The 22,373-nt window shown below is 69.3% G+C and carries 23 protein-coding genes and 4 pseudogenes; 10 read left to right on the plus strand and 17 right to left on the minus strand.

Features of this window, described 5'->3' with window-relative positions; genetic code table 11:
- The first annotated feature begins 81 nt into the window (after nucleotides 1–81).
- Together AB0N06_RS08555 and AB0N06_RS08560 are read left to right on the plus strand one after the other, a co-directional pair.
- Nucleotides 82–450 carry a hypothetical protein gene (locus AB0N06_RS08555; protein WP_366133938.1) on the plus strand — a complete coding sequence of 123 codons (369 nt, stop codon included), beginning with the start codon at nucleotides 82–84 and terminating at the stop codon, nucleotides 448–450.
- A 287-nt stretch (nucleotides 451–737) separates the two neighbouring features.
- Nucleotides 738–1,001, plus strand: a complete 264-nt coding sequence (locus tag AB0N06_RS08560; protein ID WP_366133939.1) for a hypothetical protein — start codon at nucleotides 738–740, stop codon at nucleotides 999–1,001.
- Between the two features lie 158 nt (nucleotides 1,002–1,159).
- Here AB0N06_RS08560 and AB0N06_RS08565 read toward each other — a convergent pair.
- A pseudogene (locus AB0N06_RS08565) lies at nucleotides 1,160–1,477 on the minus strand (cytochrome P450); the annotation flags it as partial.
- Between the two features lie 80 nt (nucleotides 1,478–1,557).
- On the opposite strand from AB0N06_RS08565, the gene AB0N06_RS08570 reads away from it, so the two are divergent.
- Nucleotides 1,558–2,397: a hypothetical protein gene (locus AB0N06_RS08570; RefSeq protein ID WP_366133940.1), complete on the plus strand. Its 840-nt coding sequence runs from the start codon at nucleotides 1,558–1,560 to the stop codon at nucleotides 2,395–2,397.
- Nucleotides 2,398–2,506: 109 nt separating this feature from the next.
- Here the strand turns inward: AB0N06_RS08570 and AB0N06_RS08575 are convergent, their stop codons facing one another.
- Together AB0N06_RS08575 and AB0N06_RS08580 are read right to left on the minus strand one after the other, a co-directional pair.
- Nucleotides 2,507–3,244, minus strand: a complete 738-nt coding sequence (locus tag AB0N06_RS08575; protein ID WP_366133941.1) for a phospholipase — start codon at nucleotides 3,242–3,244, stop codon at nucleotides 2,507–2,509.
- 162 nt (nucleotides 3,245–3,406) lie between these two features.
- Nucleotides 3,407–3,952, minus strand: a complete 546-nt coding sequence (locus AB0N06_RS08580; RefSeq protein ID WP_366133942.1) for a DoxX family membrane protein — start codon at nucleotides 3,950–3,952, stop codon at nucleotides 3,407–3,409.
- A 118-nt stretch (nucleotides 3,953–4,070) separates the two neighbouring features.
- On the opposite strand from AB0N06_RS08580, the gene AB0N06_RS08585 reads away from it, so the two are divergent.
- The gene (locus tag AB0N06_RS08585) at nucleotides 4,071–4,436 is read left to right on the plus strand and encodes a hypothetical protein (protein WP_366133943.1); all 366 of its coding nucleotides are present in this window, start codon (nucleotides 4,071–4,073) and stop codon (nucleotides 4,434–4,436) included.
- A 139-nt stretch (nucleotides 4,437–4,575) separates the two neighbouring features.
- Here the strand turns inward: AB0N06_RS08585 and AB0N06_RS08590 are convergent, their stop codons facing one another.
- A complete protein-coding gene (locus AB0N06_RS08590) occupies nucleotides 4,576–5,226 on the minus strand; it encodes a GntR family transcriptional regulator (protein WP_366133944.1) in 651 nt (216 codons plus the stop codon).
- A 740-nt stretch (nucleotides 5,227–5,966) separates the two neighbouring features.
- Between AB0N06_RS08590 and AB0N06_RS08595 the strand changes: the two are divergent.
- Nucleotides 5,967–6,137 (plus strand): annotated as a pseudogene (locus tag AB0N06_RS08595) (ankyrin repeat domain-containing protein); the annotation flags it as partial.
- A gap of 47 nt (nucleotides 6,138–6,184) precedes the next feature.
- Here AB0N06_RS08595 and AB0N06_RS08600 read toward each other — a convergent pair.
- From AB0N06_RS08600 to AB0N06_RS08610, 3 genes are all read right to left on the minus strand, one after another.
- Nucleotides 6,185–7,372 (minus strand): amidohydrolase, encoded by a 1,188-nt coding sequence (locus AB0N06_RS08600; RefSeq protein ID WP_366133945.1) that lies wholly within the window; start codon nucleotides 7,370–7,372, stop codon nucleotides 6,185–6,187.
- Between the two features lie 245 nt (nucleotides 7,373–7,617).
- Nucleotides 7,618–8,016 (minus strand): YchJ family metal-binding protein, encoded by a 399-nt coding sequence (locus AB0N06_RS08605; protein WP_366134025.1) that lies wholly within the window; start codon nucleotides 8,014–8,016, stop codon nucleotides 7,618–7,620.
- Complete coding sequence (locus tag AB0N06_RS08610) at nucleotides 7,902–8,330, minus strand: helix-turn-helix domain-containing protein (RefSeq protein WP_366134026.1); 429 nt, start codon at nucleotides 8,328–8,330, stop codon at nucleotides 7,902–7,904. The genes AB0N06_RS08605 and AB0N06_RS08610 overlap by 115 nt, the downstream gene beginning before the upstream one ends.
- A 39-nt stretch (nucleotides 8,331–8,369) precedes the next feature.
- Between AB0N06_RS08610 and AB0N06_RS08615 the strand changes: the two are divergent.
- Nucleotides 8,370–8,480 (plus strand): annotated as a pseudogene (locus tag AB0N06_RS08615) (cupin); the annotation flags it as partial.
- Nucleotides 8,481–8,538: 58 nt separating this feature from the next.
- Nucleotides 8,539–10,026 carry a membrane-associated oxidoreductase gene (locus AB0N06_RS08620; protein ID WP_366133946.1) on the plus strand — a complete coding sequence of 496 codons (1,488 nt, stop codon included), beginning with the start codon at nucleotides 8,539–8,541 and terminating at the stop codon, nucleotides 10,024–10,026.
- Nucleotides 10,027–10,047: 21 nt separating this feature from the next.
- Here the strand turns inward: AB0N06_RS08620 and AB0N06_RS08625 are convergent, their stop codons facing one another.
- From AB0N06_RS08625 to AB0N06_RS08635, 3 genes are all read right to left on the minus strand, one after another.
- Nucleotides 10,048–10,851: an SAM-dependent methyltransferase gene (locus AB0N06_RS08625; protein WP_366133947.1), complete on the minus strand. Its 804-nt coding sequence runs from the start codon at nucleotides 10,849–10,851 to the stop codon at nucleotides 10,048–10,050.
- 68 nt (nucleotides 10,852–10,919) lie between these two features.
- Nucleotides 10,920–11,162 carry a DUF397 domain-containing protein gene (locus AB0N06_RS08630; RefSeq protein ID WP_358861608.1) on the minus strand — a complete coding sequence of 81 codons (243 nt, stop codon included), beginning with the start codon at nucleotides 11,160–11,162 and terminating at the stop codon, nucleotides 10,920–10,922.
- Nucleotides 11,163–11,165: 3 nt separating this feature from the next.
- Nucleotides 11,166–12,026, minus strand: a complete 861-nt coding sequence (locus AB0N06_RS08635) for a helix-turn-helix transcriptional regulator (RefSeq protein ID WP_366133948.1) — start codon at nucleotides 12,024–12,026, stop codon at nucleotides 11,166–11,168.
- Between the two features lie 206 nt (nucleotides 12,027–12,232).
- Here AB0N06_RS08635 and AB0N06_RS08640 point away from each other — a divergent pair, with 206 nt between their 5' ends.
- Both AB0N06_RS08640 and AB0N06_RS08645 read left to right on the plus strand, forming a co-directional pair.
- On the plus strand, nucleotides 12,233–12,691 hold the full coding sequence (locus AB0N06_RS08640) for an ATP-binding protein (protein ID WP_366133950.1): 459 nt from the start codon (nucleotides 12,233–12,235) through the stop codon (nucleotides 12,689–12,691).
- Entirely contained in the window at nucleotides 12,685–13,128 is a 444-nt protein-coding gene (locus tag AB0N06_RS08645; RefSeq protein WP_366133951.1) for a hypothetical protein, read from the plus strand. Before AB0N06_RS08640 ends, AB0N06_RS08645 begins: the two co-directional genes overlap by 7 nt.
- Before the next feature lie 712 nt (nucleotides 13,129–13,840).
- On the opposite strand, the pseudogene AB0N06_RS08650 reads toward AB0N06_RS08645, so the two are convergent.
- The 7 genes and pseudogenes from AB0N06_RS08650 to AB0N06_RS08680 all read right to left on the minus strand — a co-directional run.
- Nucleotides 13,841–14,719 (minus strand): annotated as a pseudogene (locus tag AB0N06_RS08650) (GTP-binding protein); the annotation flags it as partial.
- Between the two features lie 721 nt (nucleotides 14,720–15,440).
- Nucleotides 15,441–16,787: a 6-phospho-beta-glucosidase gene (locus AB0N06_RS08655; RefSeq protein ID WP_366133952.1), complete on the minus strand. Its 1,347-nt coding sequence runs from the start codon at nucleotides 16,785–16,787 to the stop codon at nucleotides 15,441–15,443.
- Between the two features lie 182 nt (nucleotides 16,788–16,969).
- Complete coding sequence (locus tag AB0N06_RS08660) at nucleotides 16,970–18,511, minus strand: cytochrome P450 (protein ID WP_366133953.1); 1,542 nt, start codon at nucleotides 18,509–18,511, stop codon at nucleotides 16,970–16,972.
- A 67-nt stretch (nucleotides 18,512–18,578) separates the two neighbouring features.
- Nucleotides 18,579–19,193 carry an ATP/GTP-binding protein gene (locus tag AB0N06_RS08665; protein WP_366133954.1) on the minus strand — a complete coding sequence of 205 codons (615 nt, stop codon included), beginning with the start codon at nucleotides 19,191–19,193 and terminating at the stop codon, nucleotides 18,579–18,581.
- Nucleotides 19,174–19,545, minus strand: coding sequence for a DUF742 domain-containing protein (locus tag AB0N06_RS08670; RefSeq protein ID WP_366133955.1), 372 nt, complete (start codon nucleotides 19,543–19,545; stop codon nucleotides 19,174–19,176). Before AB0N06_RS08670 ends, AB0N06_RS08665 begins: the two co-directional genes overlap by 20 nt.
- Nucleotides 19,542–19,949 carry a roadblock/LC7 domain-containing protein gene (locus AB0N06_RS08675; RefSeq protein ID WP_366133956.1) on the minus strand — a complete coding sequence of 136 codons (408 nt, stop codon included), beginning with the start codon at nucleotides 19,947–19,949 and terminating at the stop codon, nucleotides 19,542–19,544. The genes AB0N06_RS08670 and AB0N06_RS08675 overlap by 4 nt, the downstream gene beginning before the upstream one ends.
- Nucleotides 19,946–21,550 carry an ATP-binding protein gene (locus tag AB0N06_RS08680; protein ID WP_366133957.1) on the minus strand — a complete coding sequence of 535 codons (1,605 nt, stop codon included), beginning with the start codon at nucleotides 21,548–21,550 and terminating at the stop codon, nucleotides 19,946–19,948. Before AB0N06_RS08680 ends, AB0N06_RS08675 begins: the two co-directional genes overlap by 4 nt.
- A 528-nt stretch (nucleotides 21,551–22,078) precedes the next feature.
- Here AB0N06_RS08680 and AB0N06_RS08685 point away from each other — a divergent pair.
- Nucleotides 22,079–22,372 carry a hypothetical protein gene (locus tag AB0N06_RS08685; RefSeq protein WP_366133958.1) on the plus strand — a complete coding sequence of 98 codons (294 nt, stop codon included), beginning with the start codon at nucleotides 22,079–22,081 and terminating at the stop codon, nucleotides 22,370–22,372.
- Nucleotide 22,373 lies beyond the last annotated feature (1 nt).

Raw genomic sequence — 22,373 nt, forward strand, 5'->3', positions numbered from 1 at the left:
GACCGGCACATGGGGGGTGGGGGAAGGAGCGGGGCTGGGTGCGTGCGGCTGCAAGGCGGAGGAGGTAGGCAAGGCGGAGCGTTGCTGACCGACGACAACGCCGCAGATGCGCGCACCCAGCCCCGCGACGCCGCCTCCCGAGCGGTGAACAGCGGGTCCAGGTCTTCGCCGCCTGTTCCGCAGCCGGAGAACGGAGCGATGGGCGTTGCCAGTGATGGCGTCGTGTCCCGCCTCCATGACGTCGATGAGGACGTGGCCGGCGTCCAGGTAGGCCACCAGGTCTGCCTCATCCGGCTCGCCGACGGGTCGGACGGCGTCGCGCATCGATCCGTTCGGCTGGCCGGAGCGGTTGTCCAGTTCGTCGTAGAAACCCAGCAATCCCAACACTGCGTCTCCTTCGATGACGAGCCTTGCCATCCCGCTCGTACGCGCGGGTGCGGCCACCTTTGATCACCGGTGTGTGAATACAAACGATCACGCGGTGGCCGCAGGTCACAGCGTAGACGCTGTCCACTGGCAGGGGACCGTCCACCGCGCGGCGCTGCACGTACCTCAGGCGGAGTCAACTTACTTACGCGTAAGGAGAAAAACCCGGTCACTCTCAAACGGTTGCCAGACGGAGACGTTCTCCATGAGAAACCGGGAACTGCTTCCCGTTACATAAAGAGGAGTCGACCGCCCACCCGGCGGCCGTGGAGCACCACCTCCTGTGTCAACCATCCGAGAGGGAAACCCCGATGACCGCCTCGCACCTCCTCGTTCCCGTGCCGATCCCGAACCGGGTCGCCGAACTGATCGGGTCCTGCATCCCGCCGCACATCGTGCAGGCGGAGTTCGACGCCGAGTGCGCCGCCCGCGAGGTCCGCAGGTTCCGCGGCCCGCGGCTCTGCATCGAGGACCAGGCGGACCGCGAGCAGGCCCTGTCCCAACTGGCGCATGCCAACAAGGTCCTGGCCGCCCACCATCCCCGACTGGCGGTGCGTCCCGGAAACTCCTGGTGACTCACCCGGATCCGACCCGAAGGTCGCTGCCCTTTGCGCCTCCGAACCGCAGGCCGGCTCCGATGTCTCCGCAACGACCACCAGGGCCCGTTACAACGGGGCCAAGCGGTCGAACCGGCCGGGTTTGTGGTAGTGGGACTCGTCCCGGTTGGCGGAGCGTCTGTTCCACGTAAGGCGGACGCGACCAGGGCCCGGCGCACCGCGTGCTCACGGCCGCTGAGCTACAGGATCGTCCGGTCGTCCACCGATTCGATCTGCCAGTCGTCGTTGTCAGTGGTGACCTCTCGCGCCGTGTCCTTGAAGACCCGCTCGACGTCCTCGCACCGGAAGACGACGTAACTGTCCGTGGCCTCGTGGCGGATCAGCGGGGCGCTCTCCCTCATGGTCCGGTGGGCCCCGTAGGGGTCGGCGGCGAAGGCGGGCGAGAGAATGTCGAGCAGTGGCGACACGTGCGACTCCTGTGGGGCAAAGGTCAGGATGCTCCAACGTGGTGAACCGGCAACGCCATCAAGGTTATTGATCCGCTGTCCACCCCCACGTCCCCTGGGAGAACCTCATGCCTGCCGGTCCGCGCCCGTCCGTCCTCTTCGTCACCGACCTCGCATACCAGGCGCGCGGCCGCCGCTACTGCGACGAGGACATCCTTCTCACCTCGCGGCTGCGCGAGGAATTCGATGTCGCGCTCTGTCATCCGCGCGACGCGGCCGCGCTGCTCGACGGCTTCGACGCCGTCGTTGTCCGCAACAGCGGTCCGGTGCTGCACTATCAGGAGGCGTACGACGCGTTCTGCGCCCGCGCCCGCGAGCGGAAGGTGCCGGTGTACAACCCGCTGACCGGGCGCGGTGACATGGCGGGCAAGCAGTACCTGGTCGATCTGTGCGCCGCGGAGTACCCGGCGATCGCGACCGTGGACCGGGCGAGCGATCTGGGGCTGCTGCCCGGTGCGGCAGAGTATGTGATCAAGCCGAAGCTGGGCGCGGACTCGGTCGGACTGCGCTTCGTCACGCCGGACGAGCTCGCTGCCGAGGTGGGCGCCGAGCCGGACGGCACCGTGCTCGTCCAGCCGAGGATCGACTTCCGCTACGAGGTGTCCTTCTTCTTCATCGACCGTGACTTCCAGTACGCGCTCCACGCACCGCACCCTGAGCAGCGCTGGGTACTGGAACCGTACGAGCCGACTGCGGCGGATCTGGAATTCGCCTGCCGGTTCGTGGAGTGGAACGACCTCGCACACGGCATCCAACGCGTCGACGCGTGCCGAACGGCGGACGGTGAGCTGCTGCTCGTCGAGCTGGAGGACCTCAATCCGTATCTCTCGCTGGACCGGGTGACGGACGAGGTGCGCGAGGCGTTCGTGGCCCGGATGAAGACGTCGGTACGGGCGCTGCTGCGCTGACCCGTCTCCGGCGCCGGACGCCCACTTGGCGCTGCCCGACCGGCACGGTGCGTCACGCAAGGCGGCCGCCCCGTAGCCATCACACCTCGACAGGTGCGTTGCCGGTACGTTACTGGTGGGTAATCGTCGTACTGGCGTCGGGATGCGGACCGGCCCGGTCCGGAAGGTCCCCTGGCAACGCTTCCCCATGAGCTGGCGCAGGCGCCGGCCCTCCCTGCCGGGCAGGGAGGGCCGCCCGCTCAATCAGCCAGCCCGCCAGGGCCGCCAGCGCGTCACGGGCGATTCCATGGCCGACCTGGTCACGCCGGGCGATCGCAGCTGCCCCCGACTCGACGGTCAGGTAGCGCCATGTCCGGTCGAGCAGTTCGCGGGGAATGACCTGGTCGTGATCGCCTTGTGCGACGAAGACGGGCACTCCGGCGAGCCGTGCGGCATCGGTGGGCACCCCCGCCTCGAACGGCAACGTTCCGTACAGGATCGCCGCACCGGCGAACCGCGCGGGTTCGTCCAGCAAAAGACCTCCCGCGAAGGCGGCTCCGCCGCTGAAGCCGACGAGAATGACCGGGCGGCCCGGCGGGGCGATGCCGTCGAGCCACAGCCGGAACCAGTCCATGGTGGCCCGCAGTGACTCCGCGACGGGGCGACCGATGCCACGGTTGGCGAACCAGGCGAAGCCGCCGTGTTCAGCGATAGGGGCGCGAACCGCCGCGTAGGAGAGGCCACGGGGCAGAGCGTCCGCCAGTCCGATGATCTCGGTCTCACGCGAGCCGCGGCCGTGCAGCAGAACGACCAGCGGCCCCTCCGCGTCTCCTCGGGTCACCACAACAGGCGTGTCGAAACGACTCACGACGCGCCTCCCGCGTCGGTGCCGTGGCTCGGTATCTCAGGAGTAGTGCTCACGAATGCTGTCCCTTCAGACGGTCGGGCCGAGCAGCGCCCGGCCGGTCTGCCGAGGCCGGTTGTTGTCGGCGGTGAGTGAGATGGCGAAGTCCGCGGCAAAGAACTGTGGTCAGTTACGGATGAGCAGCACGAGAGCAGCGATCACGGAGCCAAGCACCAAGGCCGCGACGCCGTATGCAAGCCGATGGGCCCGCAGCCCGGGGAGAAAACGGTCGACGGCGAACCTGCCCGGCCCGGTGAGGGCCAGCCCGGCCGCACCTGCGGACAGCAGGAGTTCATACTCGACACCCGTCGGGGCGAAGAAGCCGCCGCCCCACTTGACTGCGAGCGCGTTGATCATTGTGCCGAGCACGGCCGCGCCCGCGAGCGGCGTGAGCAGCCCAAACACAAGGCCGAGTCCGCCGAGGACTTCACTGAGTCCGGCAATCAGCGCCATGGTTTCGCCGGAAGGATAGCCACTCATGGTGAAGAACTGACCAAAGCCCTCAAGCCCGCCGCCGCCGAACCAGCCGAAGAGCTTCTGCGCACCGTGGGCCGCCACTGTCAGGCCGAGAACCAGGCGCAGGATCAGCAACCCGACATCGTAGGCGTACAGAGAGGGGCCCTCTGTGCGGGCGCCGAAGGAGGAGCGGGTGGTGCGCAGGGTGGAGGTCATTTTTTACACGTGCCCTTCCAGAGGGAGCAGAAGTTGAACATTCAAGCGTTACCCAAGCGTACCTGTTGCGTGAAACTTCAAGCAACTTCTGCTCGTCATCGGCGGTGCCGGTGTGCCCGTGAAGAGCGACAGCAAGGGCCGCCAGACCGGTCTGCAGGCGGTCGTCGACAAGGACCTCGCCAGCGCCGCCCTCGCCGCCGAACCCAAGGCGGGCATGCTGGTCATGCTCACGGACGGCGACTACGTCAGCGAGAACTGGGGGACGTCCGAGCAGCGGGACATCCTCATGGCTTCGCCGGAAGCCATCTCCGAGCCGGCCTTCGCCGAAGGGGCGATGAAGCCGAAGGTAGATGCCGCAGTGCTGGTCGCGAAGGCCGGCGGACGCGCGCTCGTCGGCCCGCTGGACCGCCTGGACGACCTCCTGGCGCGACGGGTCGGCACGGAGATCCGCACCGATGTCGCCGATGGGATCGTCTTCGTCTGAGCCGGGGGGCGCCTCCGCGTGCGACTGAGGGATCCCCTTCGCGTGCGCCGAGGAAATCACCGTGGCGCACGCGAAGGGGCTCACCTTCCCACGAGCCGCCGCACGAGCCCCCGCGTGCCGCTCAACCGACCGGCTCCGCCTACTCCTTGGAGGTCCGCAGATGGGCCGCAGCCGCGCTGCGGCCCATCTCCAGGTGCTTCAGCACCAGCTCCTCGACGCGCGGCACGTCCCGCGCCACGATCGCGTCGTAGAGATCCTCGTGCTCCTTCGCCACACCCAGCAGGTCGTCGTGCCGGCTGAGCAGCCAGCGCATGCGGCTGCGAAGGGTGCGCTCCAGCTCGCTCAGCAGCTCGTTCGCGGCCAGTGACGTCACTGTCTCGCGGAAGTCGGCCGCGGCGCGCCTAGCCTGTACGGCGTCTCCGCGCCGCGCCGCCTCCAGCTCGGCGTCGAGGTCGGCGCGCAGCTTCTCCAGCCCCGCGCGGGTACGCCGCTGGGCCGCCAGCCGAAACGTCAGCGTCTCCAGCGCGGAACGCACCTCGCCCAGGTCCGAGACGTCCGTGGGGCTGAACTCCCGCACCACCGCCCAGGTCCGCGGCCGGGGCATCACAAGGCCCTCCGTCACCAGCGCCTTCAGGGCATCACGGATGGGCAGCCGGCTCACTCCGAGCTCGGCGGCCAGCTCACGCTCGACAAGCTTGCTGCCGGGCCGGCGTACACCATCGAGAATGTCGTCGCGCAGCTGGCGAGTGACCCGATCCGACTCGGGCTGGAAGCCTTCAGAACCTGCCATGCCGCTCATTCTCTCATCACGTCGAGGAACGTCAGGTTTGGTATACCGAAGATACGCCGCCGACCGCACCCGTCCCGGTCAGGCAGGTGCGTAGCCCCGCTCCCGCACCAGGCGGCTCGCCAAGGACTCCGCCGTCGACGTCTACCGACTGTGGCAGAAGCACAACGGCGGCAGCCGACGGGGCGAGGGCGCGCCCACCGCCTGAGCGATTTGGTCAACCATTACAGCGCCGTCCGCCCCCGCCCGCAGGAGGTCCCGCCCTGACGGCCCGGAGGGACCGCACCTGGCAGACGAGTCGCGGAACGATCAGCGCCCACGACCCATGGGTCAACCGATCGGTTGACGCGTGGGTCGTCCCAGCGTCCCCTCATCTCCAGCCGGTTCAGCGACGGCGGGCACCCACGAACGGACCGAGCATGGACCGTAGTGCCCCTCGCGCTCGTCGGCCCGGTCACCGAAGCGCTCCGCCACCCCGGCTCCGAGGACATCACCCACCGACAACTCCCCACCGCACCGAAAGAGGAACCCCATGGCCTCTCTCCGCCGCACCACCCGCCCGTTCGTCTCCCTCGCCGGCCTGGCCCGTGCTCGCGACCGCGTGCAACACGCAGTCCGTCGGTGACGCCGCCGCCCGGCAGAAGCCGTCGGCAGGCAGGACCGACTCCGCATCCCCCAAGGACAAGACCGAGCGCTCGGCCTCCCCGAAGCGTTCGGCCGCCGACCCGGTCGCGAGCCGGGACCTGCTCGAAGCCGCACGTTCCGGTGACGCCGACGCCATACGCGGCGCGATCAAGCGGGGCGCGGACCTGGAGGCGCGCGACGGCGACCGTCGCACTCCGCTGCTTCTCGCGGCCACCGGTGACCATGCGGAGGCGGCCGAGGTACTCGTCGAGGCGGGCGCGGACCCCGACAAGTGACGCACCGCCTGCCGCAGCATGCGACTACAGATATGTGTCTTCTACGGCAGCGACAGCCCTTGGACCAGCTTTCCGTCGCGGGCGACGACGCGGCCGCCGTGGACGACCAGGTCACGGGTGGGCATGTCCACCACGACCTGCGGCAGCCCTTCTCCGCGCACGAGGATGAAGTCGGCCGGCGAGCCGGGCCGCAGGTCGGCCCGGTCCAGGCCCATCACCTCGGCGCCGCCGTACGCACCCGCCTCGAAGCAGTCCGTCAGCTCCTGGTCCAGGCGCACGTCGGTCACCCAGCCCAGGATGTGCGCGCGGTGCAGCATGTCGGCGTTCCCGAACGGGCTCCACGAGTCGCGCACCCCGTCCGAGCCCAGACCGACCCGTACACCGTGCTCACGGAGCTTGGCGACCGGCAGCACCAGCGACGCACTCGGCGCGACGGTCGTCAGCGAGATGTCGAGGTCGGCCAAGTCCTTGGCAATACCTGCCAGTTCACCGTCGGACAGGGATGGCAGACAGAAGACATGGCTGACGGTGACCCTGCCGCGCAGAGACAGCGCCCGCGTGCGGTCGATGATGCTGCGCAGGACCGGCATTCCCTTGTCGCCACGGTCATGGAGGTGGATGTCCACTCCCACGCCGTAGCGGTCGGCGAGACCGAAGACCAGGTCCAGCTGCTCGTCCATGGCGTTGTCGAAGCCGATCGGGTCGATGCCGCCGATGAAGTCCACGACCCCGCTGCGGACCGCCTCCTTGAGCAGGTCCGCGGTACCCGGTGCGCGGATGACACCGTGCTGCGGGAACACCACCGTCTGCACGTCCAGGGCATGCTTCAGGCGCTCACGAGCCTGGGCGAGCCCTTCCACACAGGCCAGCCCGTAGGCCGGGGCGACATCCGCGTGCGCACGCATCGCACGGGTGCCTCGCGTCACCGCGTGGGCCATGAGGCCGTACGCCCGCTCCCCCACCGGACGACGCTGGCTGCGGAACAACTCCGCGTCCTGCTCAGCCAGTTCGGTGATCGACCCGGCCGACTTGCGCGACACCCACTCGCCACCCCACGTCGTCTTGTCCGGGTGAATGTGCGCATCCACCAAGGACGGCAGGGCGATCCGGTCGTCACCGTCGATCACCTCGGCCCCCGCTGGAGCCGCACCCTCACTGATCCGGCCGCCGACCACCACCAGATCCACGGGCTCCTGCGCCCCGAAGGGCCGCACATTGCGGAAGACCACGTCTCCGAGCGGTCTTGTCCCGGCGGCGGCGCGAGCCGATGTGGTTGCCGTGGACGAATCATTGCTGGGCTCCGACGAAGTGCGGGACGGGGCACTACCGGATCGGCGGTGAGGGCGTGCCCGAGACTCCGTCGGCGCATCCGTCGTATGCGGATCTCGCGGTGGCGCCGGTGGACGAGGCCGAGAAGCCGGCGCTCCACCGCACGAGGATGTCCGTCTTCGACTGAGCCGGGCACGAGCAGCGGTCAGTCGATGAAGACCGCCGCCGCGTAGACCCAGGCGCCCTCGTGCCGGACGAACCGGCTCTTCTCATGGAGCGAGTCCGGTCGGCCGTGGTCCATGTAGTGGGCGCGGAAGGTGACCGTGCCCGTGGTGTGGAACGCGCTGCCGTCCGTCGTCTCCAGGATCTCCAGGCGCACCCAGCGCATTCCGGGATCGAAGTCGACCACGGACGGCCGGGTGTCCGGGTGCCAGGTGCGGAGGAGATACGCCGCGTCCTGGACGACGAAGGCGGCGTACCGCGAACGCATCAGCGCCTCGCAGGTCGGCGCGGCGGCAGTCCCGGCGTGCAGTCGTCCGCAGCAGTCGGCGTACGTGGCGGGCAGGCCGCACGGGCACGGCGAAGCCGGAGTGATCGCGGCCACCGGGGCGCTCCGGGTGCTCGCCGCGTTGCGCTGCCGGGGGCGTGTGCTGCGTCGGGACATGCGTCCATTGTGACCTGTGGCGGGCGGGTCAGTGCTTCGGGGTGAACCTGCGCCGGTACTCGGTGGGGGGTGAGCCCCGTACGGCGGCGCAGCTGGGCACGCAGGTTCGTCGCCGTACCGAGTCCGCTGGCTCCGGCGACCACATCGAGGCGTTCCTCGCCGCGTTCCAGCGGCCGGCAGGCCAGGGTGATCCGCCGCTCGGTCAGCCAGGCGAGCGGAGCCGTGGCCGGCTGGGCGCGGAAGCGACGGTGCAGGGTGGCGGGGCTGACGGCGGCGCGGGCGGCGAGGCCGTCGGAGCCTCGCTGCTGCTGTTGGAGCCGTCCGGTACGTCGGCGGTGGGCGACCTGCACGACGACGTACCCCACCATGTCGACGCCATCACCGGACACGCACTGGAGGGTTGAACCCACCGGGCGAAGGCGGAGGTTGACACCCCGTCGGCGACGGGTCAGAGTGCCGCCGATGGAGATCACCGAGTTGACCCCCGCCGAGCGCCGTGTCCGGGACGCCTTCCCGCGCGGTGTCGCTGTCGATTTCCGTACCGGAGTGGAGGCCGAGGACGACCCGGAGACCGGGGAGGGCTGGGGTCCTGAGCGCACCGTGCGCGCCGAGTTGCTGAGGGCGCTGCTGGTGGGCGACCTGCGGGAGGACGGCCAGGTGTCCGCGCTGCGCATCCTGGGCGCACGGATCACGGGCACGCTGAATGTGCGGTACGCGATCGCCGAGTGCGCGGTGCTGCTGGCCGGATGCCATTTCGAGCAGGCACCCAACCTGTACGGCTCGCAGCTACGGCAGCTCAATCTGAGCAATTCCGTGCTGCCCGGCCTGATTGCGGCGACCATCCGGATCGACGGTGTGCTGCGGCTCACCGACTGCCGGATCTCCGGTCCGGTCCGGCTCGGCGGTGCGAAGATCACCCAGGCGCTGTTCTTCGACCGGACCCGCATCGGGGTGAACGCGGACGGCACGCCCGCACCCAACGACGAGGCCGTCCTCCAGCTGAATCACATGGCAGTCGGGGACGATCTGTGGCTGCCCGGACTGGTCGTGCACGGTGAGGTCCGGCTCGGTGGAGCCGCCGTCACCGGGCAGATCCAACTCGACGACGCCGAACTGCACCACCCCGGAGCGACCGCGCTGCAGGCCGAGAACCTCACCGTCGGATCCGATGTCCACGGGATGCGGATCCGGATCCAGGGGCGGGTCGATCTGCGCGGCGCCCGGATACCGGGCCAACTCAATCTCGCGTACGCCCACCTGTCCAACCCCGGCGGCGTCGCGCTGCGTATCAGCAGTGCCACCATCGGCGAACTCTGGCTGCGGGAGGCTGCCCCTATCGAGGGCGGTATAAATCTGCGCCGGGCGAAGTTCGATCTCATCTACGCCGACCCCGCGGTCTGGCCGCACCGTGCGCGGCTCGACGGTCTGACGTACACGGCCCTGCTCCCCCACCTGCCGGCCGAGCGGCGGCTGCCGCTGCTCGAACGGGAGGAGGAGGGCTATGTGCCGTACGCGTACGAGCAGCTGACGGCGGCGTACCGGCGGATCGGCGATGACGATGCCGCGCGCACGGTGCTTCTCGCCAAGCAGCGCAGACACCGCGCCACCCTGCCCGCGTACGCACGGCTGTGGGGGCATCTCCAGGATGTCACCGTCGGGTACGGCTTCCGGCCGGTACGGGCCGCCGCCTGGCTCTTCTCCCTGCTGCTGGCCGGGTCGCTGGTGTACGCGCTGCACCATCCGAGCCCGTTGAAGGCGGACGAGGCTCCGCCGTTCAGTCCGTTCGTCTACACACTGGACCTTCTTCTGCCGATCGCGGACTTCGGGCAGGAGCGGGCGTTCAACCCCCAGGGCTGGTACCAGTGGCTGTCGTACTTCCTCATCGCGACCGGGTGGCTGCTCGCGACGACGATCGCCGCCGGCGTCACCCGGTCGGTCAGCAGGCAGTGAGCACGCAGGTGACGGCCCGGGTCAGGGCTTGCGGGCCACGCCCGCGTAGCCGGGAATCGGCTCGTCACCGGGTACGTCGATGACCTCGCCGAGCTCCGGGTGCCAGTCCGCGGAGAGCGAGACGCCCGGCTTCACGAGTTCGAGTCCCTCGAAGAACGCCGTGAGTTCGGCGCGCGAGCGCGGACGCAGCGTCATCCCGCGGGCCTTGTACATGGCCGACGCCTGCGCCGCACCCTCGGGGTTGAAATCCCCGGTGGTGTGCGAAAGCACCAGATAGCTGCCCGAGGGGAGCTTCTCCACCAGCCGGTCGACGATCTCGGCGGCACCGTCCTCGTCGTCGAGGAAGTGCAGCAGGGCCAGCAGGGACAGCGCGATCGGCTTGCTGAAGTCGAGTACCTTGCCCGCCTGTTCGAGGATGGTCTCCGGCTCGCGGGCATCGGCCTGGATGTACTCCGTGGCGCCCTCGGGGGTGGAGCGCAGCAGGGCCGCCGCGTGTGCAAGGACGATCGGGTCGTTGTCGCAGTAGACGATGCACGAGTCCGGGGCCGTCTGCTGGGCGATCTGGTGAAGGTTCGGCTCGGTGGGGATGCCGGTGCCGATGTCGAGGAACTGGCGTATGCCCTGGTCGGTGAGCCACCGTGTGGCGCGGTGCATGAACGCCCGGTTGACCCGGGCCATGTCACGGCCGCGAGCGTCGAGGGCCAGGAGCTGCCGCGCCATCTGCTCGTCGACCGGATAGTTGTCCTTGCCACCGAGGAACCAGTCGTACATCCGGGCGGGATGCGGCTTGCTGGTGTCGATCTCAATGGGCTCGTGCCTGGTCATGGCGCGCTCCTGCGGTCCGTGGATCGGCGAACTGGGACTGAGTGTGGCAAGGACAGACGCCGGATGCGTCAGGTTCCGGTAAGGAGAAAGTCCGCCTGGCCGGCCTTGGCTCCCTGGATGAAGGCTGCGATCTCGAGGTGGGTGTAGATCAGGGCGGGGCCGTCGGGGTCAGCGGACTGGCGTACAGCGACTCTGCCGTCGGCCAGCTTCATGGCCTCGACACAGTTGCCGCCGTTCCCACCGCTCCACGGCTTGTACCAGCCTTCGGAGCCGAGTTCACCGGCGGGCATGCCGTTGTATATGGGGTCCATCGATCACAGCTCCTTGCGGAAGTCCCGGAGGATTTCCTTCGTGCGTTGTGCAGTTGCGGCCTGAGCCGCCATGCGGTCCATGACTTCGAGGTAGGAGGCCACCTCGGGGCGCGCGTCGAAGTAGACGGCGCCGGTCAGGTACTCGCTGTACACCATGTCGGGCAGTTCGGGGATGGCGAAGCGGAAGAGGACGAACGGGCCGTAGGTGCCCGGGTGGTGGCCGGTCGCGAACTCCGCGATCTGCAGTGTCACATGGGGCATCTCGGTGACGTCCAGCAGCCGGTCGATCTGCGCGCGCATGGCGTCGGTGCTGCCGACGGGGCGGCGCAGGACCGTCTCGTCCATGACCACCCACAGCTTCGGGGCATCCGGCCGCGTCAGCAGGGACTGCCGCTCCATCCGCAGCGCCACATGGCGCTCGATGTCCTCGGGCCGGGTCTGGCCGACGGCGCCCGTACGCATCACCGATCGGGCGTAGTCCTCGGTCTGCAGGAGTCCGGGGACGAAGTGCGGTTCGTACATGCGCAGCAGGCTCGCTGCGCCCTCCAGGCTGACGTACATGCTGAACCAGTCGGGCAGGACGTCGTGGAACCGCTGCCACCAGCCGGGCTTGTTGGCCTCCTCGGCCAGCTCGACGAAGGATTCGGCCTCCTCGTCGGCGATCCCGTAGGCCTTCAGGAGCAGTTGCACATAAGGGATCTTGAGCGCGACCTCGGCGGTCTCCATCCTGCGTATCGTCGCGGGAGCGACCCGGAGCACCTTGGCAGCCTGGTCACGGCTCAGGCCGACGCGCTCCCGCAGATCCTGCAGGCGCTTGCCGAGAACGACCTGACCCACGGTCGGGGCGGACCGCGGTTCGCTCACTTCAGACCTCCCGATGCGCTGTTTGCGAGCAGTGTGCCATGCATATGCCGCCAAGGACACGGCCACTCTGAAATTTTCAGAGTGCCCCTTGCCAAGTGTTCACGACAGGGGGAGAGTTGGTGAGTGAACCAGTTCACTTAGTCATGCCCGCCCTCATGCCCTGGGATGCGAGGCGTGACAAAGCCCCCCACTGTGAGGAATCGGTCGTGGCACCTGGCAGTGCGCTCATCCCCCGGCTCATCGACCTCAGCCCCGGGACGGAAGCGCTCCGATACTGTTTCGCGCTCCCTGCGCATCCGGAATCGGTGGCCACTGCGCGGCGGCTGACACGGGCCCGGCTGGACGAGTGGCAGCTGGACGCGGAGGCGCACGACGCGGCGATCCTGATCGTGTCGGAACTGGTCACCAACGCGGTGGTCCACACCGCGAGCGCGCGCGTCGTATGCGAGCTGAGCTGTCTCGAGAGACGGCTGCGCATAGCCGTGCAGGACCAGGGGTACCAGCCGGATGGCCCGAAGCTGTGCCGCACCGCCGACGACGAGCACGGACGCGGCCTGCTGCTCGTCGACGCGCTGAGCAGCGCCTGGGGATCCCGCGATGCGGGCGACGGATCGGGCCGGATCGTCTGGGCAGAACTGCCGCACGGCACGGAGCGGTCATGTTGAGGAACACGATGTCCCATCTGCTCGGATCGCGTCTCTCCCGCGAGTCCCAGCTGCCCGGCTCCGCGGCCGGCCTCGTGCAGCTGCCGCTGCCTCCCGCGCTGTCGGCGAGCCTGGGCTGCGACGCGGTGGGGGTGCCTGCCGGGTACGGCTTCCGGCTCATGTCCCATCTGCCACGCACCGGCTGCGTCTTCGCGGACGCCGACCGCTGGTGGTGGATCGTACCGGCGGGCTCGGACCTCGATCTGGACTGGCCGGAACAGGTCGCGTACGCCAAGGGCGCGTACGTCCCCGCCGTGCGGCCCCGGCTGATCCACGCACCCGACAGCCGCACGCCGTACACCCCGCCCATTCCGCTCTTCCTGATGGTGTGCCAGGTCCTGGGTGTGACGCCGTCCTGGGCGGCGGCCGGTGGCTCGCACGCGGTACCCGCCGGCTGATCCGGCCGGTACGGCCCGGGTGCTTCAGGGCTTGGCCCTGGAGTCCTCGTGCCTCTGCTCGGATCCTTGACCGGGTAGTTGATCCGCCGTCCCAACGAGCCTGCGAGCGGCCAAGCCGCGAAGTTGACGTGCCTCGACGCCTGACCCAGGTGTGCGCCACGCAGGGTGACGGGTGGCCAAGCTGGGGGTGCATGGTGGTTGGAGCTGTAGTCAGGCGGGGCGTCCGGCTCGGAGTACGGATCGGGTCGGTGCCAGCGGCAGTCTTCGGCTCGGTGGCACTCGTGGGCGCGGTGATGTGGCTTCGCACGGGGCTGCACGACGCCCTGGCAGGTCTCATGCGGGGCGTTGTCGTCGTGGGCGGGAGCCTGGGGGTTGGTGTCCTGCTCGGTGGGGTAACCGGTGCGGCGCTTGCTCTGTCGCCCGAATGGCTTGCTGCCCGGGCTCCGTTGCGGGGGCTGCTCGCCGGCTGTGTCGCGGGCACAATGTACCTCGGTGAAACCATCGTTGTGGCAGTCGCCTCCGACGGCGGCTACGGGCCGATGCTTCTCACACTCCTTTCCACGCCCGTGGTTGGTGCCGTGGCGGCGGTGCACAGCGGGGACGTCCTGGGACGTACGCACTATCACCGTGGTTGGCGAGTGAGGGGCGTCCTAAGGGCTGGTCACGCCGCCTCGGTCGGGTACTGGGTCCACGTGCGGATAGGTGAGCCCTGCGTGCCGCGTACCGCCGGTACGTCCAGCGGCGAGGGCAGATAGGCCACGGCGGCCTCCAGCAGCGGCTCGATCCCACAGTTGCGGTACGCCGAACCGCACAACACCACCACGCCCTCACCGGTACGGGTCAGGTCGCGCAGCGCGGAGGCCAGAGTCTGCGCGGAGACCGTCGACTCCGCACAGAACTCCTCCAGCGCGACCGGGTGGAGTTCCGCCACCGCTTCCTCCAGCAGCCGGCGACGCCGGTTCGCCTCTTCGCGCAGCGCTTCCGGCACCGGGCCCTCCTCGAACGTGTCGCCGGCCCAGACCAGTGACCGCATACGCAGCAGATCCACCACCCCTCTGAACCCGTCCTCCGCTCCGATCGGCAACTGGACCACCAGCGGGGCCGGATGCAGCCGTGCCCGGATCGACTCGACCGCCGTGTCGAGGTCGGCACCGGCCCGGTCCAGCTTGTTGACGAAGGCGATGCGCGGCACCCCGTGGCGATCGGCCTGCCGCCACACCGACTCGCTCTGCGGCTCGACTCCCGCGACAGCGTCGAACACCGCAATCGCGCCGTCCAGCACCCGCAGCGAGCGCTCCACCTCGTCGGAGAAGTCGACGTGGCCGGGAGTATCGATCAGATTGATCCGGTGGCCGTCCCAGGCACAGCTCACCGCAGCGGCAAAGATGGTGATCCCACGGTCGCGTTCCTGGGAATCGAAGTCGGTGACGGTGGTCCCGTCATGGACCTCGCCGCGCTTGTACGTGGACCCGGTGACGTACAGGATCCGTTCGGTGATGGTCGTCTTGCCGGCATCCACGTGAGCGAGGATGCCGAGGTTACGGACGCCGGTCAGCGAGCTTGTGAGACGACGGTTCAGGTTGGTGCGCACGGCCCATGGCCTTTCGGGGTGATCCGGAGGGGCAGCGCAATTCCCGGGACGAATGGGCCCGCGGTCAGGCCACGTGGGAACCCCTGGTGCGGCGCGACCTCATCGGGATGTTCCCGACCGGTTGACTCGACACCGGGCTGACAGAGGTCAGGTGTTCGTCACGGACATCCGGTTCCGGCCGCGCAGCCGGCACCGGGCGCACGAAGACACCAGGATCACCTCATACCGTGACCGGGGAACAACAACAGCGGTGCGATAGCGCACGGCCGGGCTCCCCTCACTCGTCACGGCGCGCGCTGCGTTGGTGTGCCGGCGCGCGATTCCTGGTCAGTGTAGGAAACCGGGATCAGGAGGGAAACCGACTTTTTCCGCAAAGGGCTGTCCCGTCATCCCTGGTGGATCAGCGCGCGGCGTCAGATGTGGTGCATCGCAAGGCGGAGGGGCGTCCTCATACTGGGTGTATTCGGGCGTTCCGACAACGCAGCGAGGTGCCGCAGCTGCCGTCGTGCGCCCGCCAGGGATGACGGGACAGCCCTGAGGAGTTCGACGCCGCGTGCAGGTTCGTCGCTGTACGCAGCGCGAAGATCGGCGGGGTACGCGCAATGTTCCGGTCCACCGATGCCGGGTCGAGCTGGACGAGGATCAACGACGGCGCACACCGGCTCCGCCTTCGGGCGCGCATGAACCCGAAGGCGGGTACCAGGAGGCAGGGGGCCGGGCCTCAAGGCCGGTTCAGGTAGGCGAGTCCGGGATGGACCTTCGTGTACCCGTCGACCAGCCGGCGGGCGACCGAGACCGAGTCGACGAGGGGGTGCAGTGCGAAGGCCTGCACGGCGGTCGCGCGTGAGCCGCTCGCGGCCGCGTCCAGAACGGCACGTTCGACGGCCTTGACCGCGGTGACCAGTCCGACGGCGTGGTACGGCAGGGGGTCGACGCTGACGGGACGGGCGCCGTTCGCGTCGACGAGGCACGGCACTTCGACGACGGCGTCGGCGTCGAACACGGAGAGCGTGGTGCGGTTACGGACATTGAGGATGAGCGAGGTCCGTTCGTCACGCGCGACAGCCCGCATGAGTGCGAGGGCCACCTGCTCGTACCCGCCGGACTCCAGATCGCTCTCGTCGCGCTCGCCGACCCCGGCAACCTCTCTGTTCTCCGACATATAGGTGGCCTCGCGCTCGGCGCGGGTCCGGTCCCAGGCCGGGAAGGCAGGAGCGGTCGGGTCCTTCATCCGGGCGTAGAAGCCCTCCTGCTGATCGCGGAGGAAGGCGCCACGGGTCTGTTCCGCATCCTGGTAGGCGCGGACGGCTTCCCGGTTGAAGTAGTAGTAGTGCAGGTACTCGTTGGGGATCGCACCGAGTGACTGCAGCCAGTCGGTACCGAAGAGCTTTCCCTCCTCGAAGGAGCCGAGCAGGTGCGGGTCGGCGAGCAGGCGCGGCAGTTCGTCGCGGCCGTCGACGTGCAGCCCGCGGACCCAGCCCAGGTGGTTGAGGCCGGCATAGTCGATCCGGGCCCGCTCGGGGTCGACGCCGAGGGTCCGGGCGATCCGGCGGCCCAGGCCCACCGGGGAGTCGCAGATGCCGATGACGCGGTCGCCGAGGTGCCGGGACATCGCCTCCGTTACCAGACCCGCCGGGTTGGTGAAGTTGATGACCCAGGCGTGCGGGGCGAGCCGGGCGATGCGCCGCGCGAGGTCGACGGCGACGGGGACGGTGCGCAGTCCGTATGCGATGCCGCCCGCGCCGACCGTCTCCTGCCCGAGCACGCCTTCGTCGAGGGCCACCCTTTCGTCGGCGGCACGTCCTTCGAGACCGCCGACCCGGATGGCGGAGAAGATGAAGTCGGCGCCGCGCAGTGCCTCGTCGAGTTCGGTCGTGGCAAGCACGGCAGGTGCGTCCGGCACCCCTTCGGCCTGATCGGCGAGGACGCGGGCAATGGCGGTGAGCCGGTCGGAGTCCGTGTCGTACAGGGTGACAGCGGTGACACGGCCCTCGGCATGGTCGGCGAGCAGCGCCCCGTACACGAGTGGGACCCGGAATCCGCCGCCGCCCAGAATTGTCAGCTTCACGCTTCCGCATGGTACGGGGGACCTTGGGCGTGTTTCGAAACTCCCGTCTGCCGGGCGGCGTCTGAAAAACGCCCTTGTGCCCGCGCCGTGCCCGCCACCACGGCGGCTCGCGCAGACCGGTGGCCCGGAGCCAAGGGCCCCGGGCCACCGGACCGTCGCATGTCGTCCCGTGGACGGCCCGGTCAGTAGCCGCTCCACCACCGTGTCACCGCACGCCACAACCGTGCCGGTGCGGCCGGCCTGCGCTGCTGCGGGATCCGGCCGACGGACGCGCCATGGGGCGATGCATCGGTCCGCTCGCCGCCGGCATGGCTCTGCCCGGTCTGCGCAGCGACCCCCGCCGGAACGGGCGCGGGCGTCGTGTGCGGGACCGGCGACGGCGCCTCCGAGTCGTCACGCGGCGGTCTGCGCCGCCCCGTCGACGGCAGCTCGTCGTCCTTCGGCGAGCGCGGCGCGAAGTTGGCCGGCAACTCCAGCAGGTGCCGGGACATGATGTTCCCGATCCAATTCAATTCGCTTTCGTCGACGGCGAGTTCGAGGTCGGGCAGCCGCATCAGCAGGGCGTCGACGCCGGCGTCCGCGATCGCCCGTCCGATGTCCTGCCCGGGGCACTCGTGCGGTCCGCCACTGAACGCCAGGTGCGCGCGGTTGCCTTCCATGTCCGCGGCCAGATCGGGCCGAACCACCGGGTCCGTATTGGCGGGTGCGATGCCGACGATCAGCGCGTCGCCCGCCTTGATCCGCTGCCCGCCCAGCTCCGTGTCGCCGACCGCCCAGCGACCGAAGACCGCGGTGAACGGCGGCTCGTCCCACAGCGTCTGTTCGACCGCCTCGGGCACCGTCATGTGGCCGCCGCTGAGCCTGGCCCGGAACCGCGGATCGGTGAGGACCATCCGCAGCACATTGGCGATGAGGTTGGTGGTCGCCTCGTACGCGGCAATGAGGATCAGTCGCAGATGCTCGGTGACCTCGGTGTCGGTCATGCCTGCGGGATGCTCGACGAGCCAGGTGGCGAAGTCGTCGGCGGGTGCGGTCCGGCGACGCCGGACGAGCCGGTTCAGTGCGGCGACCACGTACGTGTTGCTCGCGACGGCCGTCGCCGTGCCCCGGGTCATGTCACGGGCGGCCTGCACCATCCGGTCGTTGCACTCCTCGGGCATGCCGAGAATCTCGCACATCACCATCATCGGCAGCCACTCGGCGAACTGACCGACCAGGTCGACCCGGCCGTCCTGGCAGAACTCGTTGACGAGCCGGTTGCTGTAGCGGTTGATGTGCCGGCGGACGCCGCGGTGGTCGATGCGCGCCATGCTGTCGGTGACCGCGCCGCGCTGGCGCTCGTGGGTGGCGCCGTCGGCGAAGACGCAGACCGGCTGCCAGGTGAAGATCGGGGCCAGCGGGTGGTCGGGGGCGACGCTGCCGTCCTGCAGGGCCCGCCAGCGCCGGGAGTCGCGGGAGAACTGCGAGGGGGTGCGGGTCAGGTGCAGGTTCTCGCTGTGCCCGAGCACCAGCCAGGCGGGTACGTCTCCGTGCAGCAGGATCGGCGCCACCGTGCCGTGTTCGGCGCGCAGCTTGTCGTACAGCCCGGCCGGGTCCCGCTCGGCCTCGGGGCCGTAGAACCGGCGCAGCCCGCCGGGTCCGGCGCCGAGTCCATGCGCCGGGCATTCGGGGGGCGGAACCGGCCCCGCGGCCGCTCCGGGCTCGTGAGGGAAAGGGGTTGTCACGATCGCTCCAGGGATCAGGCTTCCAGGGATCAGTGCGAATGATCAGACGGCGTTCGAGCGGGGGTGGTCAGGCAAGCGGGACGGCCAGGCTGTGCAGATAGCGCATCAGGGTCATCAGCACATCGCGGCTGGAGCCGCGCAGTCTGGCGTCGCAGTCGATCATCGGAACCTCGTCCGGCAGGTCCAGTGCGCTGCGCAACGCCTCGGCGGGGTGCTTCGGGGCGTCCGGGAAGGTGTTGATGGCGACGACGAAGGGCACACCGCGTTCTTCCAGGCGTCCGATCACGTCGAAGCTGACCTCGAGACGCCGGGTGTCGATGAGGACGACGGCGCCGAGGGCGCCCTCGAAGAGACCGTTCCACAGAAACCAGAAGCGCTCCTGGCCCGGGGTGCCGAAGAGGTAGAGAATCAGTTCCTCGCTGATGCTGATCCGGCCGAAGTCCATGGCGACCGTGGTGGCGGTCTTGCTCTCCACTCCGAAGTTGTCGTCCACGCCGACCCCGGCCTGGGTCATGGTCTCTTCGGTGGTGAGGGGCCGGATCTCGCTGACGGAACCGACCATGGTCGTCTTGCCGACCCCGAACCCGCCGACGACGACCACCTTCACGGCGGCCGTGGCCGTGGTCGGGAGGATGTCCTCGGTCCTGGGGCCGGTGATCGTGTCAGAGTTTCTGAAGTCCATGCATCACCGCTTCGAGAAGGGACCTGTCCGGGAGAGTGGCGCGGACGATGGGCGCGCGCGATTCGATCAGTTCGCTCGCGAGAAGTTCGGTGAGGAGCGAGGTCACCACGCTGAACGGCAGGCTGAGGTAGGCCGAGATCTCGGCAACGGATAACGGTGCCTGGCAGAGCCGCAGGATCACGGCCTGCTCGGGCTGGACAGTCGGCGTAGGCTGCTCCTTCGCAACGACCATGGTGACCAGGTCGAGCGCCGCCCGCTCGCCGCCGCCGGGATCGCCGGTGATGACGTACAGCCGCTCCGGGTCGCTCAGCACCGGATCAGTCTCCCGGCGTTCTCGTCGGAGAGAGCTCATCCGGCCTGCCCGTCATGGCGCGGCGGGCTCGTGAGATGGGCACCGATCCGGGCGACCATGTCGCGCATCCGCGCTCCGACGAGTCCCGCGTCCACTGTCTCTCCGGCGAGGACAGCGAGATACGCACCGGCCCCCGCGGCCATCAAGTAGAAGAATCCGCCGGTGACTTCAATGACGACGAGCCGCATCAGGCCGTCGCTGTAAGGGATTTCGGAGGCGACGGCGGCTGCCAGACTCTGCAGTCCGGCGCAGGCGGCCGCCAGGCGGTCGGCGACATCGGGGTCGCCACCGTGCTGGGCGATGCGCAGGCCGTCCGCGGAGAGCACCACGATCTGATGGATGTCCGGAACGTCGTCGGCCAGTTCCTTGAGCATCCAGTCCATATTTCCCCGCTGCTGGATCACTTCAGGTCTCCCTTGTCCCACGCGTCATCGGTGTCTTCGCCGGTCTTCTGCTCCTGCGGCACGCCGTTGACGGCGTTGGTGAAGGCCTCGAGCCAGAGCCCGGGGGGCTGCTCCTTGCCGCTGTCGCTCCCGTTGGCGTGACCGTTGCGCTGTCCCGAGGGCGGGGCGGCGGGCCGCACGGGGAGATTGTGCGAGCCCAGCGGCGCGCGGCCGCGGCTGCGGCGCTGCGGGAGTCCGCCCGCGGTCCACTCCGTCACCACGGGGGCGTCGTCACCCATGGCCGACGACGCGGCTACCGGCCGGGAGTCGGAGGCGACCGGTCCGGTGGCCGGGCGGGATTCCACCGCGAGAGGCTTGCGGCGCTTGCTGCGCGGCGGGACGACGTGCTTCATGCCCGCCAGGTCGATGTCGCTGGTGGGCCTCGACGTGGCGCCGATGCCGTGGGCGATACCCGGGGCGGGACCGGTGGTGATCATGGCACGGGGCACGACGAGTACGGCGCGGACGCCGCCGTACGCGGACTGTCGCAGCGAGACCTGGAGGTCGTACATCCGGGAGAGCCGGCCGACGACGGCCATGCCGAGCCGGGGGGACTCGCCGAGGTCGTTCATGTTGGACCCGGCCTGAGCCCGGGCGAGCATGTTCTCGGCCCGCGCACGGGCCTCTTCGCTGAGGCTGACGCCGCCGTCCTCGATCTCGATGGCGATGCCGGTCTGGACCTCGACCGCGGTGACGTGCACCCGGGTCTGCGGCGGCGAGTAGCGGGTGGCGTTGTCCAGGAGCTCGGCGCAGGCGTGGATGAGCGGCTCGACGGCGGTGCCGACGATGGCGACCTGGGCAATCGAGTGCAGGTCGACGCGGGGGTATTCGAGGATCCGGGACATGGCACCGCGCAATACGCTGAACAGCGGTACGGGCTTGGGCCATTGACGGCTGGGGCGGGCGCCCCCGAGTACCGCGATGGAGTCGGCGAGCCGGCCGATCAGCGCGGTGCCGTGGTCGATGCGGAGCAGGTCGTCGAAGACATCGGGGTTGCGCCCGTGGTGCTCCTCCATCTCCCGCAGCTCGCTGGCCTGCCGGTGGACGATCGCCTGGACGCGCCGGGCGACGTTGACAAAGGCGCGCTGCGCGGAGTCCCGCATCGCCTCTTCGTTGTCGATGATGTTCAGCACCGTGCGGACGAGGGCGCGTTGGGCGTCGGGAAGGTCGCGGTAGGCCTCATCCGCGTCGATGATGTCGCGCAGCACCTCGTCGGGCGAGTTGCCCACGCGGAGCCGGTGGATCGCGGCCGGCAGGAGCTCCTTGCTGATCCGGACGGTCTCTTCGTCATGGGTGGCGAGGCGGCGCTCCAGGGCGGCGAGGCGCTGCTCGTACTCCGCGCGCTGCCTGCGCATCGCACGGGCGCGACGGGCCAGCGCGACGGCGAGCGAGGCGATCACGACGGTGGCGACCGCACCGCACCAGACGACTGGCATCCGGGCGGCCCCGGAAACCAGCGCCGCGGCTGCGGCGGTCGCGCCGGCCGCCAGGAGCAGGGGGAGCAACGCGGCTCGGGCAAGGGGGATTTCTCGGTGGATCGGGAGTGATTCAACACGAGCCATCTAAGACCTCTGGCGGTTGATTCGGGATGCATACGCATATGTAGGGCACGACGGAACAAGCGCTCGAATTCATATCAACTCGACTTCACTGCGCGTGAGCTTAGTCAGATCGAAACAGCGCTTCGACACATTCACCCAACCCTCAGCGCGAGCGTTCCCGCAGTAATACACTCACGAGTTTTCGCACGCACCGCCTCCAGCCGTGCGCAAAGAGTGACGATCACCCGAGCTCAACAGGTCGCTCTCCGCCGCCCCGTCCCGGAGGCCGCCGCCTGCGCCCGACGGATGCTGGACTCCACGCCGAAGGGACACCGCGGTTCCCCGCAGGACATCGCGTCCGGCCTGCTCCAGGGCGTGTTTCGAAAGGAGCGTCGTCCGCCCGTAGGGCGGGCCGGGCGGCGTCTGATGCGTGCGATCGCAAGGCGGAGGGTCGCCCCGGTACTGGGCGTATCAAGGACGAGCCCGACAACGCAGCATGCGTGCCAGTTGCCGCCTGGCGGACGGGCTTTCGAAACACGCGCCAGCGCCGTGACCGGCACCGAACTCGTCGTGGACGGACGGCTGTACGGCGGTCTGAGCCGTCACCCCCCGATCATGTCTTCGGGCGCCCACCACGGGACATACCGCCGGCGAGGCCGTCAATCGAGTGACTACGGGCACATCATGGGACCGTCGTGGGGATACACCGACGGGATCGGATACGTCCTGATCGTTCTGACGGCGCCGGCGGTGAACGAGTTCACGCCGGATGCAGCGGCAGTGTGTGCGCTGTTCCCGGACGTGCACCCGCGGGTGGGCCGACGGCCCGAGCAGGCCGTCTGAC

The organism is Streptomyces sp. NPDC051020, assembly GCF_040683105.1.
Taxonomy (GTDB): domain Bacteria; phylum Actinomycetota; class Actinomycetes; order Streptomycetales; family Streptomycetaceae; genus Streptomyces.

Coding starts and splice junctions, on each gene's coding strand:
- AB0N06_RS08680 (WP_366133957.1), bottom strand. CDS start 21,550: ATGGCTCGTGTTGAATCACTCCCGATCCACCGAGAAATCCCCCTTGCC.
- AB0N06_RS08670 (WP_366133955.1), bottom strand. CDS start 19,545: ATGAGCTCTCTCCGACGAGAACGCCGGGAGACTGATCCGGTGCTGAGC.
- AB0N06_RS08630 (WP_358861608.1), bottom strand. CDS start 11,162: ATGGACCCCATATACAACGGCATGCCCGCCGGTGAACTCGGCTCCGAA.
- AB0N06_RS08645 (WP_366133951.1), top strand. CDS start 12,685: ATGTTGAGGAACACGATGTCCCATCTGCTCGGATCGCGTCTCTCCCGC.
- AB0N06_RS08560 (WP_366133939.1), top strand. CDS start 738: ATGACCGCCTCGCACCTCCTCGTTCCCGTGCCGATCCCGAACCGGGTC.
- AB0N06_RS08590 (WP_366133944.1), bottom strand. CDS start 5,226: ATGGCAGGTTCTGAAGGCTTCCAGCCCGAGTCGGATCGGGTCACTCGC.
- AB0N06_RS08625 (WP_366133947.1), bottom strand. CDS start 10,851: ATGACCAGGCACGAGCCCATTGAGATCGACACCAGCAAGCCGCATCCC.
- AB0N06_RS08665 (WP_366133954.1), bottom strand. CDS start 19,193: ATGGACTTCAGAAACTCTGACACGATCACCGGCCCCAGGACCGAGGAC.
- AB0N06_RS08620 (WP_366133946.1), top strand. CDS start 8,539: ATGGAGATCACCGAGTTGACCCCCGCCGAGCGCCGTGTCCGGGACGCC.
- AB0N06_RS08570 (WP_366133940.1), top strand. CDS start 1,558: ATGCCTGCCGGTCCGCGCCCGTCCGTCCTCTTCGTCACCGACCTCGCA.
- AB0N06_RS08580 (WP_366133942.1), bottom strand. CDS start 3,952: ATGACCTCCACCCTGCGCACCACCCGCTCCTCCTTCGGCGCCCGCACA.